Annotated in this window: 15 protein-coding genes; 6 read left to right on the top strand and 9 right to left on the bottom strand. The window is 59.1% G+C overall.

Going from position 1 to position 21,179, the window contains the following annotated elements; all coding sequences use genetic code 11:
• Positions 1-5: 5 nt before the first annotated feature.
• The gene (locus AC1EKG_RS08630; RefSeq protein ID WP_481067827.1) at positions 6-1,370 is read right to left on the bottom strand and encodes an APC family permease; all 1,365 of its coding nucleotides are present in this window, start codon (positions 1,368-1,370) and stop codon (positions 6-8) included.
• A 178-nt stretch (positions 1,371-1,548) separates the two neighbouring features.
• Here AC1EKG_RS08630 and AC1EKG_RS08625 point away from each other — a divergent pair, with 178 nt between their 5' ends.
• Positions 1,549-1,791, top strand: coding sequence for a hypothetical protein (locus AC1EKG_RS08625; protein WP_167568216.1), 243 nt, complete (start codon positions 1,549-1,551; stop codon positions 1,789-1,791).
• Between the two features lie 61 nt (positions 1,792-1,852).
• Here the strand turns inward: AC1EKG_RS08625 and AC1EKG_RS08620 are convergent, their stop codons facing one another.
• The 7 genes from AC1EKG_RS08620 to AC1EKG_RS08590 all read right to left on the bottom strand — a co-directional run bounded on the left by AC1EKG_RS08620 (position 1,853) and on the right by AC1EKG_RS08590 (position 10,844).
• Positions 1,853-2,947 (bottom strand): cytochrome d ubiquinol oxidase subunit II, encoded by a 1,095-nt coding sequence (locus tag AC1EKG_RS08620; RefSeq protein WP_167568217.1) that lies wholly within the window; start codon positions 2,945-2,947, stop codon positions 1,853-1,855.
• Positions 2,944-4,554 (bottom strand): cytochrome ubiquinol oxidase subunit I, encoded by a 1,611-nt coding sequence (locus AC1EKG_RS08615; protein WP_278614498.1) that lies wholly within the window; start codon positions 4,552-4,554, stop codon positions 2,944-2,946. The genes AC1EKG_RS08620 and AC1EKG_RS08615 overlap by 4 nt, the downstream gene beginning before the upstream one ends.
• A gap of 2 nt (positions 4,555-4,556) precedes the next feature.
• Positions 4,557-6,080, bottom strand: a complete 1,524-nt coding sequence (locus tag AC1EKG_RS08610; RefSeq protein ID WP_481067826.1) for a DUF3152 domain-containing protein — start codon at positions 6,078-6,080, stop codon at positions 4,557-4,559.
• Positions 6,081-6,597: 517 nt separating this feature from the next.
• Positions 6,598-7,470: a carbohydrate ABC transporter permease gene (locus AC1EKG_RS08605; RefSeq protein WP_209070782.1), complete on the bottom strand. Its 873-nt coding sequence runs from the start codon at positions 7,468-7,470 to the stop codon at positions 6,598-6,600.
• Positions 7,471-8,568 carry a carbohydrate ABC transporter permease gene (locus AC1EKG_RS08600; protein ID WP_167568220.1) on the bottom strand — a complete coding sequence of 366 codons (1,098 nt, stop codon included), beginning with the start codon at positions 8,566-8,568 and terminating at the stop codon, positions 7,471-7,473.
• Between the two features lie 57 nt (positions 8,569-8,625).
• Positions 8,626-9,858, bottom strand: coding sequence for a sugar ABC transporter substrate-binding protein (locus AC1EKG_RS08595; RefSeq protein ID WP_278614542.1), 1,233 nt, complete (start codon positions 9,856-9,858; stop codon positions 8,626-8,628).
• Between the two features lie 5 nt (positions 9,859-9,863).
• A complete protein-coding gene (locus tag AC1EKG_RS08590; protein WP_004808412.1) occupies positions 9,864-10,844 on the bottom strand; it encodes a substrate-binding domain-containing protein in 981 nt (326 codons plus the stop codon).
• A 67-nt stretch (positions 10,845-10,911) separates the two neighbouring features.
• Between AC1EKG_RS08590 and AC1EKG_RS08585 the strand changes: the two genes are divergently transcribed.
• The 4 genes from AC1EKG_RS08585 (at position 10,912) to AC1EKG_RS08570 (ending at position 18,454) form a co-directional block, all read left to right on the top strand.
• Positions 10,912-12,843 carry a glycogen debranching N-terminal domain-containing protein gene (locus AC1EKG_RS08585; protein WP_040315513.1) on the top strand — a complete coding sequence of 644 codons (1,932 nt, stop codon included), beginning with the start codon at positions 10,912-10,914 and terminating at the stop codon, positions 12,841-12,843.
• 401 nt (positions 12,844-13,244) lie between these two features.
• Entirely contained in the window at positions 13,245-15,956 is a 2,712-nt protein-coding gene (locus AC1EKG_RS08580; protein WP_481067825.1) for a SpaA isopeptide-forming pilin-related protein, read from the top strand.
• Between the two features lie 48 nt (positions 15,957-16,004).
• On the top strand, positions 16,005-17,438 hold the full coding sequence (locus AC1EKG_RS08575; RefSeq protein ID WP_004808418.1) for a SpaH/EbpB family LPXTG-anchored major pilin: 1,434 nt from the start codon (positions 16,005-16,007) through the stop codon (positions 17,436-17,438).
• A 164-nt stretch (positions 17,439-17,602) separates the two neighbouring features.
• Positions 17,603-18,454 (top strand): class C sortase, encoded by an 852-nt coding sequence (locus tag AC1EKG_RS08570; protein WP_004808420.1) that lies wholly within the window; start codon positions 17,603-17,605, stop codon positions 18,452-18,454.
• Positions 18,455-18,494: 40 nt separating this feature from the next.
• Here AC1EKG_RS08570 and AC1EKG_RS08565 read toward each other — a convergent pair whose 3' ends face one another.
• A complete protein-coding gene (locus AC1EKG_RS08565) occupies positions 18,495-18,629 on the bottom strand; it encodes a hypothetical protein (protein ID WP_004808421.1) in 135 nt (44 codons plus the stop codon).
• A 198-nt stretch (positions 18,630-18,827) separates the two neighbouring features.
• Here AC1EKG_RS08565 and AC1EKG_RS08560 point away from each other — a divergent pair, with 198 nt between their 5' ends.
• Positions 18,828-20,882, top strand: coding sequence for a hypothetical protein (locus AC1EKG_RS08560; RefSeq protein WP_004808424.1), 2,055 nt, complete (start codon positions 18,828-18,830; stop codon positions 20,880-20,882).
• Positions 20,883-21,179: the final 297 nt, after the last annotated feature.

Below are 21,179 nucleotides of genomic sequence, written 5' to 3'. Positions count from 1 at the left end.
GGCGATTACGCGTCGATGTTTAGGGGTGGGGGAGTCTTGGTGAATCCCCGGGTTTGGAAGGTCAAAATGCCCAGGCCAAAGACGACCCAGATGGCCCCGACCAGGTAGCTGAACCATTCCAGAGAGCTCCACAGGTAGGCGATAAAAGCGAAGCCTGCCAGTGGGGCCAAAAGAAAAGAGAAGAGGGCGCGCAGGCCCCGCTTTTTCTGGTCGATCCAGAAGTATTTGAAGGCGGCCAGATTCACGGCCGCGAAAGCCACCAGGGCGCCAAAGTTGATCATGTAAACCGACTGGTCAAGCGTCAACACGAGGGCGAGTAGGGACAGGGCGGACACTAGCAGCGCCGCCACGTAAGGGGTCTTGAAGCGGGGGTGCAGGCGGGACAGGAATGAGGGCAGAACGCCGTCGCGACCCATTGTGTATATTACGCGGGATACAGACATCTGCGCGGCGGTTCCGCACAGGGTGGTGCCGAAAACGTAGATGGCCAGGAAGACAGTTGCCAGGATTGGCCCGCCGATCTTTTGCATCATTTCGGTTCCTGCCGCATCCAGGTTCGTTAGCTCCCGCCAGTTCGGGTACAGCTGCGAGCCGGCCCACGCGACTGTGAAGAACAAGATCCCGATGATCAGTGTAGAGAGCATGATGGCGCGCGGGATGTTTTGGCGCGGCTTCTTTGTTTCTTCGGCCAGGTTGGATACCCCGTCAAAGCCTAGGAAGGCGAAAGAGAGGACTGCGGCAGCGGCCATTACGGTTCCCAGGGAGCCGGCCTCGGGCGTGATCGGAGCGATGAGCGATTCGGCGCTCAGATGCTGCGCGTGGGTAAAAGCTAGGACGGCGAAGACGACCACGATGGCGGTGCCGGCGACGGCAAGCGCAATATTTAGTTTTCCCACCCAGGTGACCCCCACGATGGACAAGATGCTGACCAGGATGATTGACGCCAGGGTGAAGATCCACGGCGGGATCGAAGTGAATAGGGTGTTCAGGTACAGCCCGGTCAGCAGGAAATTGACCATGGGCAAGAAGATATATCCGAGCAGCATGGTCCACCCGATGAAGAAGCCCACGTACGGGCCGAATGACAGGCGCGAATACATGTATGCGGAACCGGATTTGGGAACGGCCCAGGCCATGCGTGCGTAAGAGTGAGCGGTCAGCAACATTGCTGTCAAAGCGATTATGTAGGCGGCGGGTAGGTGGCCGTCGCTAAGTTTTACCCCTGTGCCGTAGATCGTGAATACTGCCAGCAGCCCCATTGATGCCAGCCCGTAGGCGATCACAGAAGGAAGGCCGAGCACCCGATTCATTGCCTGTGCTTCGGCCGCTACGGTTCTAGTTTGGCGTTCTGGTCCTCCACGTATTTCCATACGTACCCCCTTGTACGTTGTTGTGATCCGCAACATAACACAGGGGTGGGACTTAAGTCTCTATTTATTTCATTATTTGGGAAACTGTTTACTTTTTATTGGTGAGGGCGTGGGGTTGCCTTCTGCATATAAAAACCGCTCGGATGCTTTGCAAAGGGGGCAAAGTTAGACTCGAGGAGTGAAAAACTCGATCATTTTTACCGTCGGATTCTTTGCGCTCGACTTCGTACTGTACTGGGTGGTCATGTCGATTGCCATGGGGCAGGGCATGTTCGCCTTGAAAGCTAGAGTGCTGATTGCGGCACTCATGGCAGCCACCGCAACTACCGCGGTCTGCGTGTGGAAGTTTGCCAAGGGCAACGATCTGCCCCGCGGGCCGCAAGAGAAGCAATCCCAAAGCCCCTACGAGGAACACCGCTAGCCGGAAAAGCCGCCTGCCAGGGCGGGCGGAAACCCGCCTGGGCGGAGCGGCCGCCCTCGGCCTATTCGAAGGGCGTGGCTATGGCCGTGAAATCAACGCGCGAACCCAGAGTGCGGTGCGAGAACCAGGTAAGTGCGCCAGCCAGCGGAATGCCGAGGGCGGCGGCTCCCACTAACACTGCCAACGCGGGCCCCGAAGAAGCGGCCTGATTGACCGTCAGATCGTAAGCCTTGTTCACGGTGGAGGGCATCAGCACCGGGTAGGCGGCAACGTACACCCACGCCGTGACCAGGGCGAGCGGTGCCGTAGCAAGGGAAACGTGCAGGGCCAGGATGCGCCCTCGGAAGACGAACTGCAACGCCAACGCCCCACCTAGAAGAACGATGAGCACCCACCCAAAGGCGGAGCGGCCGTAGGCAAGCTGGCCCCACACCGCCCAGGCGAGCAGGGGGAGGCCGGCGAAGGGAGCAAGCAGGCTGCGCAGGGTGAAGGCGCGCTCTTGCGGTTCGCATTCAAACGTGATGCGCTGCAATGCCCACACCGCGCCCACATACGCCAGGTACACCACGAGGGCGACGGCTCCCAGCAGCGAGAATAGGTTTATCGCAGCCCAGGGCGAGCCGGTGACCGAGTGGACGTAAGCGACCAAATCCGGGTTTGCGGGGCCGTTCGGATCGACCATGGAAGGGTCGGCGATGGCACCGGCGCGCGGGTTGATGACCTCCACCGGAAGGCCGCGCAACTGGGAGGCAAAAATGATTGCGAAGCAGAAAACGATCACCAGCGAGCAGGCGGTGTGAACCCAATCCAGTAGGGAGCCGATCCGCGCCGATACCTGGCCTCGCCACTCGATGGTGACCACGCGCAGTACCAGGGCGAAAATCAGCAGCAAAAAGTAGGTTTGCAGGCCCGACAGCAGCGAGGAATACCATTCGGGAAACGCGGCAAACAGAGCTGAGACGAAGCTGATCAGCCAGACCTCGTGGCCACCCCAGTGCGGTGAAATAGTGCGTACAAGCAGGGCGCGTTCGTCCCCGTTCTTGCCCAGCAGGCCGAGCACTATGCCCGTACCCAAATCCAGGCCAACCAACGCCAGGGTGGTGGCCATTAGGGCGCAAGCCAGGAAATACCAGATGAACTGCAAGGTGGTGATCATTCGAAGGACAACTCCCTAGCTTGGCTCTGACGCTTTCTGGGCTTGGGCAGTCCGGCTCGCACCTTCCTGGCCACGAGCACACCCCACACCAGGGCAAGCACCAAGTACAGCAGGGTCGAAAGGATAAGGGAGATTAGTAGCTGGGTGCCCGATACTCCCACCTGCGACAGGCCCTGGTTGGTGAGCAGGTAAAGGTCTGTCTTGCCACCCTCGAAGTTGGGGTGAACGATCCACGGTTGGCGGCCCACTTCGGTGTACACCCAGCCTGCGACCGCGGCCAGCGACGGCAGCGGCAAGAGGACGAGTCCCCACCAGCGTCCCCGTCTCGGCACTCGGCCACCACGGGTGGCAATCAGGGCGCCCACCGCCAGGGCAGGCACCAGCAGCTGCAAAAGCACCATGATGCGGAACGACCAGAAGGTCAGCATGAAAGGCGGATGATAGGACTCGGTGCGGCCACGTTCCGCCCCCGCCTTGCTGAAGTAGTCCTGGTAGGATTTTTCAACCTCGGACACCGCCAGGACTTTACCGTCAAAACTGCCGGTGGCCAGGAACGAAAGACCTCCCGGAATGGAACCGTAGGTCTTGATGTTGCTGCAATCAGAGCCGAAGGCGAACAGCGCTAAGGGGGCGCCGCCCTCGACGGGCTTGCAGTAGGCTTCACCGGCGGCTAGCTTCATGGGTTGCTCGGTGGCCATCTGGATGCCCTGCAGGTGGCCCGTAAGAAGGGTCAGTACCGAGGAGGCAATGATCGCCCAAGAAGCGAATCGCACTAGGGGGCGCCAGGTTTTTGACGCGCTAGCTGCGGCCTGAGTGCGAGCATCCTGCTCGGGGGAGGGATGGTCGCCTGCGTGCGTGGCGCGGGCGTTGCTGAGGCGGCGGGCCTTGATCATCCACCACCAGGAGATGCCGCCAATGAGGGCGGCCGCAACGATCCAGGAGGAAACGCACACGTGCAAGATGGCGGTCCACAGGGTCCAGTTCGTGATGATCGCGAAGAATCCCGCCCAGCCGTGCAACGCCGCGCGGCCGGTGGTGGCGTCAAAGACGGCTCCGACGGGGTGCTGCATCCAGGAGTTCGCGCCAATAATGAAGCAGGCGGAAAGGTGGGCGGCGATGGTGACGCCCCAGATCGTGGCCGTGTGGAGACGGGGAGAGAGGGCGCCGTAGCCGAAGATCCACAGGCCTAAAAGGACGGACTCGGCGAAGAATGCGAAGAGGGATTCCAGCGCGAGCGGGGTTCCAAAGACGTCGCCGACGAAGCGGGAATACTCTGACCAGTTCATGCCGAATTGGAACTCTTGGACCAGGCCGGTAGCAACGCCCACCGCGAAGGTGACGAAGAAGATCGGGCCAAAAAAGCGCACGGCAGACCACCAGTAGCGTTGCTTAGTGCGCAGCCACATTGTTTGGGCAATAGCCAGGAAGAGCGACAGCCCGATCGAAATAGGCACGATCACGTAGTGGTAGATGGTGGTGATCGTGAACTGCCACCGCGCCAACGTCAGCGGGTCCAAGCCGCCCTTGTCGGGGGCAATGCTGTCCCCCGCGCTTTGCAGCAGCCCCTGCGGTATGGCGACACCCTGCGCTAACAGGTCAAATACCATTATTACTGGCCTTTCTTGGCGTCGGGGTTTACCCAGCCGTTAGGCTTGCACCCATTCAGTTCGTAGGTCTGTGACTGCATCACGTTCGCTACCTCGCCCGGCTTCTTACAATCGACCTGCTTCTTCCCGGTAGCTAGGCCGACGAAGTAGTTCAGCAGGTAGGCGCGGTATTCGTCCTGGCCGCCGCCGGCCTTATCCCAGACTTCGGCGGAATTGAACCAGCGATCCGAATTCAGCAGCACCGTATTGCCAACCAGGCACGAGGCGAAACCGTCATCAACAGTGCCAGCGCACTCCTTCTTAATGGTGTTGGGGCTGACCAGACGCAACGACACCTGCGGTTGGTAGTCAGTGCGCGCAAAGCGCATGCCCTGTGCGGGCCAGGAGCGGTTGTCGTTCAACGTCGAGTGCACCGAGTTGGCAAAGACATTCGGGTCTATGGGTATGCCTTGCTCGTAGGACAGGTCGTAGGCAATTTGCTGGCCGTCGCCCTCGGGAGCCGCCTTCTGGCCGGGAATAGCGATCATTCGCCCAGTCGCTGCGGGCGGGGTGTAGGTGCCCTTCAGCCCGGAAGGCACCTCAGTGGTGCGCACAGTTGGGATCGGGGTGGGCTCAGTCGAGGGCGAGGACGAGGGCGTTTCCGAAGCGGAAGCCGACGTGGTCTTATCCGAAGGCAGCACCTGCGCCTCCGTGTTCGGCTTCGCCAACTTGAAGAACCCGAAGACCGCGCCCGCGATCAGTGCGAGTAGACAAACAACGATTGAAGCGCCCAGCCACCAGCGGGATTCTTGCCGCTTCAATTCTGCAGACGAGCCAGCATCGTCAGCCGCCGTTTCGGCCGGTTTTTCAACTGGCGTGCTGGAAGGAGCCGCAGCAGTTGCTGCCGCGGCGAGTGGTGCGGCCTTCACCGCAGTATCATCCTGATCCTGCTTCGCGGCTGCCGGTGCACTAGCAACTGCCGGGCTAGAGCCGGCTTTGGGGTCCCGCGTAGGGGTGGGGTCGCCCTCGGAAGAAGAAGCGGGGCTGGAATTAGAACGCTTGGTAGAAATAATCGGCGTTGCGCCCGTAATCGGTTTGATGGCGGGCATGTGCGTCAGAGTAGTAGTTGGCGACGTGGCATCGTAGGCGTCGTCATGGTCGCGCATTGATAGGCGAGGATTGCGAATGCGGGCCTTCTGCGCAGGAGACAGATCCTTAACCCGCGGGTCGGACGTGCCATACCAGTGAGGGCGAGAAGCCGCCCTGCTGGCCTGGGTGGGTCGCAAAGTGGGGCGCGACAAAGAAGCAGCCCTGGACCGCAAGGATCGGCGCGGCTGTAGCGACTCAGTAGCCTCAGAGTTATCGGCTTGCGCGGCTAGGGGCTCGGAGGCTTTTCGGGAAGTGCCCGGCTGCTGGCCGGCGCGGTGATGCAGGTGCGGGTGCGCAGCCCGCCTCCGCCTAGAGGAACGCGAAGGGAACTCGCGGTGAGCGGACTGCTGCGCGTCATCAGCACGCCCGACACCATCACGGGGTGAATCTTCATTCATTCTTCAAGGCTCCAAGGGACCTACGGGAAATAGTGCAGACGCGGCTGCCAGTCGCCGTCAGAAACCACGCTGCAATCAGCGACAAATGAGCCGCGATCACCAAAATGCTACAACATCGCATGCTAAACCGGGCCGAACCAGTAAAAATGTGATACGCGAATGCGTGTAAAACGTGCTGCGAGTAGTTCGTTTATCCAAATCCAGCCAAAATAGGGCGCGGGGCGTGCGCGGGGCGTGCGCGAGCCTTGGTGTTTTCGTCGAACCTTGGCGATCTACACCATGTTTCGCGGATAACGCCAAGGGTCGCGAATTTCGACCATGTTTCGCGGGCGGTCTGTACCTATTTCGAGGGCGATGCCCGGTACTGGTGCCGCCCCCGGCTCCAAAGCCGATCCAGTGCGGTGGCAAGCATGCGGGTGTAGTGCGGTGACAAATATAAGGCGCGGGGCTAACCGACTGGTCAAGTCCGCGCCTGCCTGCGCAATATCTGGAGCGACCGCTCGCGCAACGCGCCTGCCTATTCTTTGACTGCGCCGGCGGTGGAGTTCATGATCTGCTTTTGGAAGGTGAAGAACAAGATTGCGACCGGGATGGTCATGAGCAGCGCGGCAGACAGTTTCAGCGGGTATTGCGAGCCCTGCGATAGTTGCCCGGAGGCCAGCTGCGCGACCCCTTTGGTAAGGGTCGTCAGTCGCGAATCTTGGGTAGAGACGATGAAGTGATTCAGCTCGTTCCACGATCCTTGGAAGGACAGGATGATGATGGTGACTACGGCGGGCCGCGCCATCGGCATCACGATAGACCAGAAGGTTCGCAGTGTCCCGGCTCCGTCGATGCGGGCTTGCTCCTCAATCGATTTGGGAATTGAGGCGAAGAATCCGGTCATAATGAACACACCTGTCGCGTCTGCCAAAAGAGGCAGGATCATGCCCGCGAAGGAATCGTAGATGCCCAGCTGTTTGATTACCAGGAACTTCGGGATTAGTAGTACGACGCCGGGCACGGACATGACGGCAACCAGGATTGAATACATGAGCGTCCGCCCTCGGAAGGGAATGCGTGCTAGGGCATACCCGGCCATGCAATCAAATAGGACTCTACCTGCAGTTACTAGGAGGGTAACTATGAGGGAGTTGCGGATCCATAACGGAAAATCCGAGTGGACGAAGAGGCGCTCATACGCTGCCGTGGTCCACTGCTGCGGTAGTGCTAGCGGGTTAGCGGCGGCATCAGGCTCGGTCTTGAATGAGGTAAAAATCTGGATCAAGAACGGCGAAATGTACACTAGCGCAAGCGCGATCACTACCAGGTAGAAGGGCAGGTGGCGTGCCTTCAGGCCGGCAAAACCGCCCACCTTTTTAGCGTTTGGCTTGGTAATACCGGTGCTCATTTACTTACCTTCTTTCGCGCTCGTGGCGTTGGCGAGGGCGACTTGCTGCCTCCGCACTTTCCGTTTGCGTGGGCGAACCTCGTCTTTGTCCCGGAGCAGTAATCGCTGTAGCAGGGTGAAGGCTACGATGATGAAGAACAGGATGAACGCGATTGCGGCCCCTTGTCCCCACTGTTGGTTGTTGAACGCGGAGTTAAAGGACAGGTAGGCAGGGGTGAGGGTGGTTTTTGCGGGCCCTCCTTGGGTGCCCGTATAAATTTGGTCGAATACTTGCCAGCACCCGATTAAACCTAGTGTGAGCACGGTGAACACGGTGGGTTTTAGCATCGGCACGGTTATGTACCGGAAGCGTTGGAGGGCTCCGGCGCCGTCCATCATTCCGGCTTCTTCGGTCTCGTTGCCGATGGCCTGTAGCGCGGCAATGAACAGGAGCATGAAGGTGCCCGAGGTGGTGAACACGGCCATCAGAATGAACGCGGTCATTGCCACGGAGGGGCCCGAAAGCCAGTCCCACAAACTTATGCCTAGCAGGTTGTGGTCGGCTAGGGCGCTTACCTTATTTACGCCGAGGCCGGATAGCGCAAGGTGGACGATGCCGCGTGGATCTTGGAACCAGTTTGGCCCGTGTATTCCTAGCCAGCTCAGTACTTTGTTGACTGGGCCGGTGTAGGAGAAAACGAATAGCCACAGTACGGTGATGGCTACCGAGGAGGTCACGGATGGGAAGTAGAAGGCGGTGCGGAAGAAGCTTTTTGCTTTCAAAATTCGCTGGTTCACAAAGACGGCCAGTATTAGCGACACGATGGTTTGTAGCGGCACTACCAGCAGTACGTAGTAGACGTTGTTGCGGAGCGCGGTGCCAAAGTCGCGGGTGGGCAGTCCGCCGTCGGTAAGGATTGAGGCGTAGTTGTTTGCGCCTACGAAGGAAACGTTGCTACTGAAGGGGGAACCGCGTCCTCCCCAGTCAGAAACGGACACCCATGCTGCCATTAGTACTGGGACGAATAAGAACAATCCCAGAATCAAAATGACGGGGCTCAAGAATAGCCAGCCGGCCAGATTTTGGCCCGTCGTGCGGCTGGAGTGCTTCGTTGCCATCATTGCCTCTCTAAGCCTGGTGTAGGGGTGGGGGCTCCGGCGCCCCCACCCGCAGCGTTACTTCAGGACTGCTGCCATGTCCTTTTGGGTCTGTTCGAGTGTTGTTTCAATGTCGAAGTTGGGTAACTGTTCCAGCTTGGAGTTCAGCTCGTCCAACACGTCGGTGGCTCCCTTGGCGGTGGGGACGTTTTGCGCGTAGTCGGCTCCGTCCAGGAAGGCAGCTAGTGCCGGGTTGTCCTTCTTCCACGCTTCGGCAGCTGACTTCACGGAAGGCATTACTCCGAAGTCTTTCGCGAAGGTGTTTTGTTGTTCTGCCTCGGTCAGGTATTCGGCCAACTTCTTAGCGTCCGCCTTATCCTTCGAATCTGCTGCCAGGCCCCAGCAGTTGGTGAACTGAAGGGTGGCCTTACCGGCCGGGCCGGCAGGTAGTTCGACTACCTTGTATTTCAGATCCGGGTAATCGTTCTTGAGGGCGCCCTCGACCCAGTTTCCTTCAACTACCATGGCTGCCTGCCCCTTGCCGAAGGCTTCGCCGCCCCAACCAGAGCCGAGCTGGTTAGATAGTTTCAAAGAACCCTCTTTGGCCAGGTCAGACAGGTATTGTAAGGCCTTCTTATTGCCTTGTGCGGAAGCGATTGCCTTGCCGTCCTTTTCGAGGCCGCCACCCGCCTGGGCCAGGAAGGCACCCATGCGCTGAAACTCTGGGCTCATAGTGAGGCCGGGCCGGTCGCCCTTGGTTAGTTTGGCGGCAACAGTCTTTAGCTGGTCCCAATCCTTCGGGTAGTCAGCGTCGGTCAGACCGGCTTTCTCCCATTCGGCAGTATTGATAATTAGTGCCAAAGTCGAAAAATCTTTGGGGGCGCAGTAGAACTTGCCATCGTGGGTGAAAGCGTCGCGCAGGCTGGGGTAGAAGTCGTCTTTGTTCTTCAAATCGTCGCCGTAGGCTTGCAGGTACCCGGATTCGGCGTAGCCCTGGAACTGGTCAGCGCTGGTATAAAACAGGTCTGGTGGGTTGCCGCCTGCAAAGCCTTGGGCCAACTGCTGAACTAGGTCGGAGGCGACGTCAACCTTGGTGTCGACCCCATTCTTGTCCGCCCACTTGGCGATGGTGTCTTTGACGGATTTGGCTTCGGCGTCTCCGGAGGCCGCAATTAGAACGGACAGTTTGCCGTCACCTTTGCTGTCGCTGCCGGAGGCGTTATCGTCATCGAAACCGGATCCGCACGCGCTCAGCGTTAGCGCAGAGGTAGCGAGCAGCGCCATAGCTGCCGTGATCTTTTTCTTCCCCATTGCTGTTACCTTTCTATTGAGGTTCTTATGACAGGACTGGCTTTGACCAGTGTTCCTGTAGGTTTTATGTTCTTTTCTAGGGAGCTAAGAGCTAGTTGGAAGCAGGTGCGGGCTATGTCCTCGATGGGCTGACGCACCGAATTCATTTCCATTGCGGCAGCGACGGGGGTGTCGTCGAAGCCGAAGATGTTCCCCCTTGCAAAAGCGCCCGAGGTGACCGCGCCTAGTGCTAGCGAATCTGATGCGCACACGACCGCTGTGGCCCCCGCTTCGGCCAGTTCGAGGGCGGCTCTGCGGCCTGCGTCTGTTGAATCCGGGTAGCGGCGTTGTAAGTCGGGATCAATTAGATCGCCTAACGCCTCCTTGTAGCCTAGGTAGCGGTCATGGCCGACGCCCACTTCTGGGTTCCAGCCGATCCACCCGATGCGGTCGTGGTGGGCGTTTCGGAGGGAGGTGACAGCTGCTGCCGTGCCTGCTTTACCGTCTACGTCTACCCAGGCGTATGGGCTGGCGGGGGCTGCCCAGGGGCGGCCAAAGCTGGCACCTGGAAGGCCCGCAGTAGCGAGTGCTGTGGGGCGCGGGTCGCCCTCGGAAGAGGCACTTAGTATGGCCCCGTCGATCGCGCCGGTCTGGTGCAGATGTTGTAGCTGCGCAATTTCGTCCTCGTCCGAGTTGGCGGCGAATACCACCACAGAGAATCCTGCTGCCTGGGCCGTTGCGACCAGTTCGTGCAGGAAGCGGTCCAGGATGTTGCCGTTGATGCCGTCAAAAGTGGGGTGCAGGCGGTAGCCGAAGGCGCCGGCTCGATTGTTGCGCAGTTGGCGTGCCGCCCGCGAGGGGGCATAACCTTGGCGGTCCAATTCGGCGCGGATGCGCGCAAGAGTGTCGGCCTGCAGGCGTTCGGGGTGGTGGATGGCGTTTGAAATGGTTTGCCTGGACACGTTTAGGTCCATGGCCAGGGAAAGCAGTGTCGGTTTGTGTGCCATTGCCGCCCCTTTCTTGCACTTGATTTGAACGTTCAAATAATGTCTACTAGCATAAATACGATCGTGAATGAAAGTCAACCCCGATGGAGTGAAAATGGCTGGTCAGCCCTTCTTGCACAACCTGGTGCCAACCCTGCGCGTGCCTAATCAGGTGTGGGCCGACACCGCCGGAAACCTTGACGGGGGAGCCCAAGGCATCTACTGCTACGACACGCGCCTGATCTCCCGGCTAAGCCTGAGGCTCACCCTCGAAGGGGAAGAAGTCGCCGTCGAACCTCTGACCCAACTGGACTTAGAAAGTGGGCACACCCGCTTCGTGAACGCGCTGCGAATCGAGGGCGACACCGCTGATCCGAAGATCTTGCTAGTGCGCGACCGCGTCGTCGATATCGAAGGCGTGCGCGAACAGATGGCCGTCCAGAACGCGTCCTCGAAGGCCTTCGTCCTCACCTTGGAGCTGCAGGTTAGTCCCGACTTGAGCTCCATGGAAAAGATCAAGTCCGGCAAACCGGCTAGGGCCGTTTATGCCAAGGGTGGCAAGTGGGATGACGGGAGCGCCTTCGCTACTTGGTGGGCTCCGGAAGCTAAACTCGTCGAGAGCGAGACCTCTTTCACCTGTTGCTGGTGCCTCAACCTGAAGCCCAATTCTGAAGAAGCCTGTGCCTGGTCGCTGCAAATGCGTGACGAATCCGGCCAATTCGCCGCGAGTAGGCATGCGGGAATAACCGCGCAGGCACAGCGTAGGAAGGAACCGCAAGAGGCGGCTGGTCCCCGCGCGGCCCAGGAGAAGGTAGACCTTTGGACGGCGGTGGCTGCCCGAGACTTAGACTCGCTGCTAATGGGTGAGCGCTCCCGCCCCGAAAACTCGTTCTACGCGGCAGGAGCCCCGTGGTTCTTCACCCTGTTTGGCCGCGACTCCATCATCACCGCCTGGCTGCTGCGCCACGAATGCCCGCAGGTCGGACTGGGAACGGTGCGCGCGCTGGCGGCGCGGCAGGGGCAGGCCGATCGCCCGCAGACTGGCGAACAGCCCGGCAAAATCCTGCACGAGGTGAGGCGCGACGGCCTCGAAACCTTTGATGCGGGCGGCCGGATTTCTCTGCCGCCTACCTACTTCGGCACGATCGACGCGACGCCCCTGTGGGTGCGCCTGTTCGTCGCCCTCTGGAGGGGTGGTATGGAGGGCGAATTGAGTCCTCTGCTGCAGCGTCTACAGGCTGCGCTGGAGTGGATATGTACTGATGGGGATGCCGACGGGGACCTGTTTTTGGAATATGTAGACAAGTCTGGGAGAGGGCTGGCCAACCAGGGGTGGAAAGATTCGGGTGATTCGATCCGGTGGGCCGACGGGCAGTTCGCGAAGGCGCCTATCGCTCTGTGCGAGGCGCAGGGGTACGCGTATGCGGCGCTTGTCGAGGGCGGCAAATTGCTAGGAGAACAGGGAGTGGATAGCGAAAAGTACGCTGAGCGTGCTGAGCAAATTCGAGAAAAATTCACCTCCACTTTTTGGGTTGGCCAGGGCGCAGACTCCTACCCGGCCATTGCCCTGGACGCGCACAAGCAAACGGTCACTGGCGCTGCCTCGAACATGGGGCACTTGCTGGGAACTGGGATTTTGCGTGCCGATCAGGCGCGAGCGGTGGCTGAACGACTGTGCCAAGAAGACCTTCTGAGCCCTTACGGAATCCGCACCTTGAGCACAAGCTGCGGCGCATTCCACCCCCTCTCCTACCACTGCGGGAGTGTGTGGGCGCACGACAACGGCATGATTATCGACGGGATGCTGACGGAGGGACTCGACGAGCACGCCCGCACAATCGCCAGTCGGATTTCCCGCGCTGCCGAACGTTTCCAATTCCGCATGCCCGAGCTATTTGGGGTCCTGCCCGGCGGCGGCCCGTTTATCCCGCCAGTGCCGTATCCAGCTTCGTGCCGTCCGCAGGCCTGGGCCGCGGCGACCGCATTCGTTAGCGCCCGAGCCCTGCGAACACGCAATTAAAGACCGCCGCCTCTGCCGCGCCCTCGATCTCGGTGCAATCTTGCCGCTGATCTCTCTCATTATTTGGACTATCCCGAAAATGGGGGCTGTGTGTAGGCGCACATTTCTAGCTTTTGGAAAGTGAAAGTCACTGCCAATCGTGCGTTTGTGTATTAGTTTGCCGCTGTTTGTCTGCCCAAAAAAGGGTGTTGGTTAAGACTGTTCCTGTGAAGCTCCTTAGAGCCCCTGCAATTCTGTATGGAAAGTTTGTTGAAATTTGGCCATCTGGTTTGATTTTGTCTGTTTTTGTGCCGTGTTAGGTTACTTCTCGCTGTCTTGCGGCTGGTAAACCACAGCGCCAGGGCGTGACAGCTGCCGAAATATTGGTCGGTGAGTTGTGTTGGCGGATAGAAAGTAAAGCCTTGGGTAGAAAGAACAGCTATGCGACTGCTGCGGGTGCTGCAATAGCTGGCATTGGGCTGGTCACCTCTGTGATGCTCGCCGGCCCCGCTTTTGCGGATGGTCCCACCGTTGCGGATGGTTCCGTTGTAGATGCTAAGCCCACAGAGATGCGGGCGGCCGTCAACCAGGACGAGCCGGGCGGTCCAGGATTTTCCAATCCCCAACCTGACAGTCAGGATACGCGCGAGGGCAAAGATGTAGCCCATGGGGAAAAAGATCAGTCAGCCCCGCAACCAGACGCCCAGCCCGTCGATCCCGCCGCGCAGCCGGCTTCTGAATCGGAAGCGGCTGAAGCTGCAGGTGCCGCTCACCTTCGTACGGATGAACGAAACCCTGCAAATACCGAAGATGACCGAGATGCCGGACGGGGAAGGGCTGGATACTATGCCTTGTCGTCGGCAACCAGTAACTTCTGCGATCCGGGAGATTCATACTGGATCGAAAGTGGAAGCGGCTCTGTCGAGGCTTTTACCTTGCGTAACGACCGGATTACGGGCGGTCCGATCTGGATGGGCTCTGCGACTTGGCACAAGAAGCGCAATACGACAGGCACTGGTAGTGGGTATGACGCCCTTGCTGTGGATCGAAAGCACGGGCGGATTTTCTTCGCGGACCATGCGACTGTGATGTCGGCGGCGTCGGGAAATAAGAGTTATGTGACCATCGTTCAGGCAACTATCGCGCCGAACACTCTGATTCAGACTGAACGAATCAAAGTGGTGGGTGCTGGCATGCCGTTTAAGGGTGGCACCATGGATAACCAAGGCCGTTACTACGTGTTTGCGGGTGACGTGACTACTAGTCGCAGTGCGCAGTACAGCGATATCAAGGTTATGGCGTATGACACGGTTACTCGAAGAGTGCTGACGCTTGGACAATTCTCGGCGGGCCCGTTCCCAGCGGCCAGGACCAACGTGGATCTGCTTTTCGACAACAGCAACCAGCTGTATGTGATGGTGGCTGCCACCGAGGGCACTAGGAATATACCTGATCCTAATGGTGCCGCGAAGATCGATATTTATCGGGTTGATTTCAACGCCGCTTCGCGGCAGGCTCAGGGTAGTGCAGCGGAGCTTTTACCGCAGAAGGCGGAGAAAGTTAGTACCAGCGCTGGCATGAGCTTGGTGCCTGCTTGGACTACTAATGGCGTTGCGAACGCTGGCCCGCTTTCTGCCAAACTTGTCCATTCTGCGATGCTGAGCAGGGGCCCGGAGGGCGTGCCTTTCGGCGGCGGTATGGGGCGCTGGGCTATTACCGGCTTTTTGGCCGGCCAGGACGGCAACTTCTACGTGTCCGCCAACCATGAAGGCAATGTTGAGCATCGTGCCGGTAGGCCACGGTATAACGGCATTTTTAAGGTCGATTTTGAAAGAAACGTCCTGGTCAAGGTACTTGAACAGCAGAAGAGCGTGAATCTGGATAGATACAACTTCAGGTTTGGGTCGCCAATTACTGACATGGAAGGCTGTGTGGCCGCGGTGCCGACGATTCGGGCAGCGAAGGACGTGGTCTCGCGCGCTGGAGATGACCAGTTCAGGATTTCTGTGAAAAAGAAGAATGGCGGCCAGCAGGCTTCTGCCATAACTAGTGGGAGGGCTCGTAACCGGGCGGCAGTGACCGATTCCTTGCTGCGTTTTGCTGGGTCGACCTATCTTGTGGAAGAAGAGATGGCCACGACGTCGTCTCTGAAGTTGTCAGCCTACCAGAAGTCTGTTACATGCACCGATAGTAAGAACCGCAGTGTGCGCACCACGGTCGTGGCCGATACCAAGGAGCGTTATGCCGTGGAGCTCTCTGCCGGGAGCTTTAGGGACGTCTCCTGCACCGTGCGGAACGAACTGCGCACTGGCTCTATCACCGCGGTGAAGCATGACCACGATTCTTACGCGAAGGCGGGTGCTCGCGATGAGGCGTCGATGCCACCTGAGGCGCGCCTTGCGGGGGTTGGGTTGCAGCTGTGTAGGGATGTGAACAACAACGGCACGTGCGAGCCGAACGAGCAGCGCATCGGTGGCGTGCAGTCCACTGATAGGCAAGGCGAAGCATCGTGGCAGAACTTGCCGGTCGGCGACTATGTGATTGTCGAACCGCATGCCCCAAATGGGTATCAGCGCTTCGCTGGGCTCCCAGTCCGTGTTAGCGGAGGCACGCAAAGTCCGATCCGCGTGCTGGTACCAAATTCGCGTGTTAAAGGCAAGATCACGTGGACGAAGGTGGACGCGAGTAACGGCAAACCCCTGGGCGGCTCCATTTGGCAGATTAACGGCAACGATAACTCGCCGGCGACCTCGCCTAAACACCGCGTGATCAGGCATACCACTATTGCTGACTGTAATGCGGCAAACTCTAGTGCCTGTAAAGGTCCTGACAAGGACCCGCGCGCCGGCCACTTCGCTCTGCAAGACATGGGGTGGGGCACCTACTTCCTGCGCGAAATTAAGGCGCCTACTGGGTACAAGCTTAGCAGGCAGGTACACAGAGCGGACCTGTATGCCAATCAGGGAAGGGCGAACATCGCCCTCGGCAATATCAAAAATGAGAAACAAGACGTCCCACCTCTGCCGCTTACCGGCGGGGTTGGTAGCGACATGTTCTACCTGGCAGGAGGAATTGTCGCGGCGCTATCACTTGGACTGGCCGGATGGCTGTTCCGGAAGCGCAAGTTCAGCTGAGCCACAAGGCCGGCACTACTGAAAGTTCCATATCGGAAAGGATTTTTGATGGAACAGCTAAAGAAGCAGGGGATCTTCGTGGTCCTCGCTGCGCTCCTGGCGGCAGTGCTGGGTGCGCTGACCGTTCTGGTTGCGCCGCACGCCGTTGCAGCAGAGGGCAACCCGGACTTGAACCGCACCGGTTCGATTACCGTGCACAAGTACGCCAAGACCGACTGGCAGGGCAAAAAGAACGACGGCACTGAGCAGACCGCTCCGGCAAATGCCCGCGCCCTGGCCGGCATCGAATTCAAGGTGCAGAAGGTTGAAGGCCTGGACCTAACGAAGCCGGAATCCTGGGATGTCGTGTCCAGGCTGGCTCCGAAGGGCGATAAGGCCACTGCTAACGGCAAGGACTACAACCTGGCTGCTGCTTCTAGCAAGGTAACCGCCGCGGATGGCGTCGCTAAGTTTGAAAGGCTCGCTGCTGGCGTCTACTACGTGACTGAAGGCGCTGACAACGGCCACAATAACGTGACCGAAAAGGCCAAGCCTTTCTTTGTCTCCATCCCGTTCCCGAATACTGCGCAGTGGCTGTACGACGTGCACGCCTACCCGAAGAACGAGGTAATCCAGCCGGCAACTAAGACCCTGGACGACACCGGTTTCAAGAAGGTTGGCCAGAACATGGTCTGGAACATCTCTTACGACATCCCCGCAGTCAGCGATGGGAAGGAATACACCAAGGCTGGCGTTACCGATAAGCTGGCCAGCTACCTAAAGTTCGTTTCCGCTGAAGTCAAGGTTGGCGACACCAAGCTGAATGCAGGTGACTACACCGCGAATAACGACAACGGTTTCGTAACCGTCGAGCTTACCCAGTCCGGTCTTGCAAAGCTAAAGGGCAAAGCAGGCAAGAAGCTTAACTTCGCCCTGACCACCACGCTTTCTGCTCTGCCCGCCGACGGCAAGGTGGAAAACACCGGCGCGAACTTCTTCATCAACGACATGGTGAAGCCGGGCAAGGACACCCCTCCGACCATTACTCCTTCCGATAAGGCCGTCGTTGGTAACTACCGCCTGAAGAAGCAGGACAAGGACACCCACAAGATCCTGGAAGGCGCCGAATTCAAGGTCTACGAAAAGGACACGAACACTGAAATTGCTGCTGCTAAGTATGTTGGCAACGGCGTCTATGAGTTCGAAGGCCTGTACCTGAAGAAGATTGGCCAGAACGAAGATTCCACCGGCGTGACCAAGCAGTTCACCCTAAAGGAAACCAAGGCTCCGGCCGGCTACGTGCTGCCCACTGACGGCAAGACCATCACCGTTACCGCTGGTAAGACCACTACCGATGACCTGGTATACGACAACACCAAGCAGACTGGCCCGTCCCTGCCGCTGACTGGTGCTGCCGGCCAGCTGCTGCTGACCATTGGTGGCGCAGCTGTGCTAGCGGTTGCAGGTGGCCTGTACCTGTTCAAATCGCGTAAGCGCGCCTAGTTTTTAGGCAATTTCGAGGGCGGCGGCTTAGCTGTCGCCCTCGATCTTTATGTTGCGCGGGGGACTGTAGGGTGCACTCTCACCGCGCCCGCACCCCTGACCCCGCCCTTCGCGCTCGGCACCCCCGCCCTCGCCCGTTACGGCAACATATATAAGGAGTAGCTATGGTGAAGCGTCTGCTGTTACCTGTTCTGATTAGCGCTTTGGTGTTGGTTGGCGTGGGGCTGTTGCTGTATCCGTCGACGGCGGCGTGGATTAGCCAGTACAACCAGTCGAAGATCGTGGGCGAGTATGCGCACCGCCTGCAGTCTGTGCGGCCGGATAGGGTGGCGCAGTTAGAGGCAGGTCGGGAATATAACAAGGCTTTGGCGTCGGGGGCGGAGCTAAAGTCGGGCGCGCGCATCGCCTCTGGGACGGGGAGCGCGAAGGGCAGCTGGCGCTACGAAGACATTTTGCGGGCGGATGAAAATGGGACGATGGGGCGCATCAAGATCGACAAGATCGATGTGGACATGCCGATCTACCATGGCACCACCGAGGCGAGCCTACTGAAGGGGGCCGGCCACCTTGAGGGCACGTCTTTGCCGGTGGGTGGGCCGTCGACCAGGACGGTTATTACGGCGCATCGCGGGCTGGCGTCTGCGCGGCTGTTTACGGATTTGAATCAGATCAGCAAGGGCGACACGTTCACTTTGGAAGTCTTCGGTGAGGTGCTGACCTACCGGGTGTTTGAGACGCAGGTGGTGGCGCCCTCGGAAACGCGCGCTATTGAAGCCATGGAGGGAAAGGACCTTGCCACGTTGGTGACTTGCACTCCGCTGGGGATCAATTCGCACCGGATCCTGGTTACCGGCGAGCGCGTCATCCCTACCCCCGCCCGCGACAAAGCCAATGCGGGTAAGGCCTCCCAGTTGCCGCGTTTTCCCTGGTGGGCAGTCATTGCAGCGGGGACTTTGGGGGCCGTGGCCACCTTCCTTACCAGGGAAGTGAGGGCGGCCAGGCGCGACGCCTGCTAAGCGTTAGGCCTTCGCAGCCGGGTACCCTGGCGGTCGGGCGCTAGTCCTTAGTGGTGGAATGGTTGCCATCGCACCACTGGTCGGCGGGCACAGATGCCTTCACTTCGTCGATGTGTTTGCCACAGCCTTCCCAAGTAATTTTGCCGCAGATCTTGCACGTAACCGGCTTACACATGAGCGTTCCTTTCAGGGAGGTCTTCGACTTCACTCTAGTTGGTGGCGTGCTCTTCTGCGCAGCGGCGATGTAGCCAAAGCCGGTACTTGAGACTCTAGCGGGCAGAACTCTAGCTTTCCCATTTGGGTATGTTGACGCTCTGGCCTGCACAACTATAAGGTAAGGGTCGCCTAAGTTAACTTGAAGAAAGGTGATTCGATGCTGAAAACCTCAGGCCGCATCGGCCTGCTCAAGCGGGCGCTGGCCGCCCTCGTGGCAGGTTTCGTTATGTTGGCGTTATTCCCCGCCGCCGCAAGCGCCGCTGATGAAAACACATTTGAAAATGTGAAGGCAAATTCCTCTGTACAGAATTTCTCTCTAGATATGGGCGGGACCCTAAAAGTTTGGGCCGCCACCCTAGAGAAGAACACTACGAGCAAAACAGTGAAGGTTGCCCTGTACGGCCAGCTGGGATTCCCTTATTCCTCAACTGATTTGGGAGTTGAGGAATTTGACGGGAAACTCCTACTGCCCGACGACAACAGCCTCAAGTACAACCAAGCTATCTCCGCCAGCCTGGAATGGGCTCCAGAGGACACCAACGGCAAGTATGACAAGACCCTGTTCCGCCTGGGCAGCCCGATCTGGGTCAAGGGCGATTCCGTTGTGCTGAACTTAAAAGGCCAGCAGCCCATTACCGTAAAGATTGATTCTGCCCCGAAGAAGCTTGACACCAAGGAACTTGAAGGCGCCCTAGCCGAACACGACCGCGACTACCAGGCTGCGACCTCGGCCGGTATCAAGATCAAGGAAGGCACCGACGCCGCCTACAAGCAGACCAAGGCTGCAGCAGAGTTCCTGGTTGGGCAGGCCAAGGCGGGTACTGCGGGGATTAGCCAAGATGACCTGGCGAAGATGCGCGACGAAGTGAATAAGGCGTTCAAAAAGATCGAACCGGCTCCCTTCAACCGCGAACCGCTGCAGCGCCTAATTGCTGAGGCCGACAAGAAGCTGGCTGAAAACGGCAAGGACAGCAAGCGCTACACGAAGGCCAGCTACGACGCGCTCACTTCCGCCCTTGCCGAGGCAGCAAACCTGGTTGACGCTAAGGACCTAACTTCGATTCTTGCCCCGGGTGAGGCGGGCCCGCTGAATACTCACGCTGATTTCGACCGTGCCGCTAAGGCGCTAACAGCGGCAATTGCCGGGTTGGTGAAGGAAGAATACAAGGCCCCGGATCTGGTCGAGTTGCAGAAGGCGTTCGACGAGGCCGTGGCGAAGACTCCCGCCAAGGGCAACGGGTGGACGGTGGCATCGCGCACCCCGTTCTTGGACGCGATCAAGAAGGTGCAAAATTCCCTGCCCACCGGTTTCCCGTACGCCAGCCAGGCTGACGTGGACGCGCTGACCAAGCAGCTGAAGGATACCCAGGCGAAGTTGGTCGAAGAAAAGCTGGATCCCGCGAAAAAGGTGACTGTAAAGTTCACCTACGTGCATCCGAGCGAAAATGGGCCCACTGATCTGCTCACCGAACCGTTCAAGGACGAGGCAGGGGTGCCTGTCAGCGCCGAATTAAAGGTGGTAGAGGGCCAGGAGGTTCGCATTGGACTTTCGGACCCGTTGATCAAGAAGTTTGACGGCTACAAGCCGGCCGTATTCAGTTTGAACAGTGAGGACGGATCTCGGCCACTAGCACGCGTGCTGCGGGACCGCGACGGTCGCCACTACCTGGTGTTTAAGGCCGAAGCTAAGAATGAGGCGAAGGTGGCTTCGCTGCAAATCCAGTACGTGAAGGGCACCCCTGATGCTGAACCGGAAGTAAAGCCGGAAGACCCGAAGGTAGATCCGAAGGTAGATCCGAAGAGCGAGGGCGAAACTAAGCAGGAGTCCAAGCCGGACAAGACCGATGCGGGTACCCAAACGGGGGACGTGCCCAGACAGGAGCCGGCAGGCGTGGGCGAGCAGACCGGCCCTGGCGCCGGTGAAGCCGCAAAGGAAGGCAAGGGTAAAAAGCTTGCTGGTACTGAGAAGCCAGCCGCTGATTGCTGTGGTGGTCACAAGGCCGGCAAGGCGCAGGTTGGGAAGGAGAAGGCGCCTAAGCAGGTAAAGGTTGCAAAGACCATTGTGAGCGAACGCCAGGTTACTCTGAGCGACAATGGCAAGGCCCCTCTGGCACACACCGGTACTGCTGGCATCAGCCTAGCTGGCGCATCTGTTGTGGCTCTTACGCTGGGTGCTGGCCTGGTTGTAAGGCGTCGAGCCCAGCGCGGCTAAACGCATCTAGTAGGCATTGCGCCTATTGGAAACCGAGTGGCCGGGAGTGCTCACTTGTATGCAAGCAGGTGAGAGTCCCGGCCACTGGTTCGCCCGCCCTCGGCCGGGGGAGAGGCTGACCTAAAAATTGGGTGTGGACCTGTACCAAAAGGCCCGGCGCCAGACCCCGCGCGCTAGTAAACTGAGGGGAGTATTTTTCACCCACGCGGGGTGCGGGCGAACGAGGGGGTTTGAGTGGTGGCCTGTAAGGCGTGTCCAGCCTGGTCATTCCAGCCCGGAAGAAGAGGTGTGGACGGG

It is taken from the genome of Winkia sp. C0117E2, from assembly GCF_056590455.1.
This window is presented reverse-complemented; position numbering and strand designations above follow the sequence as displayed.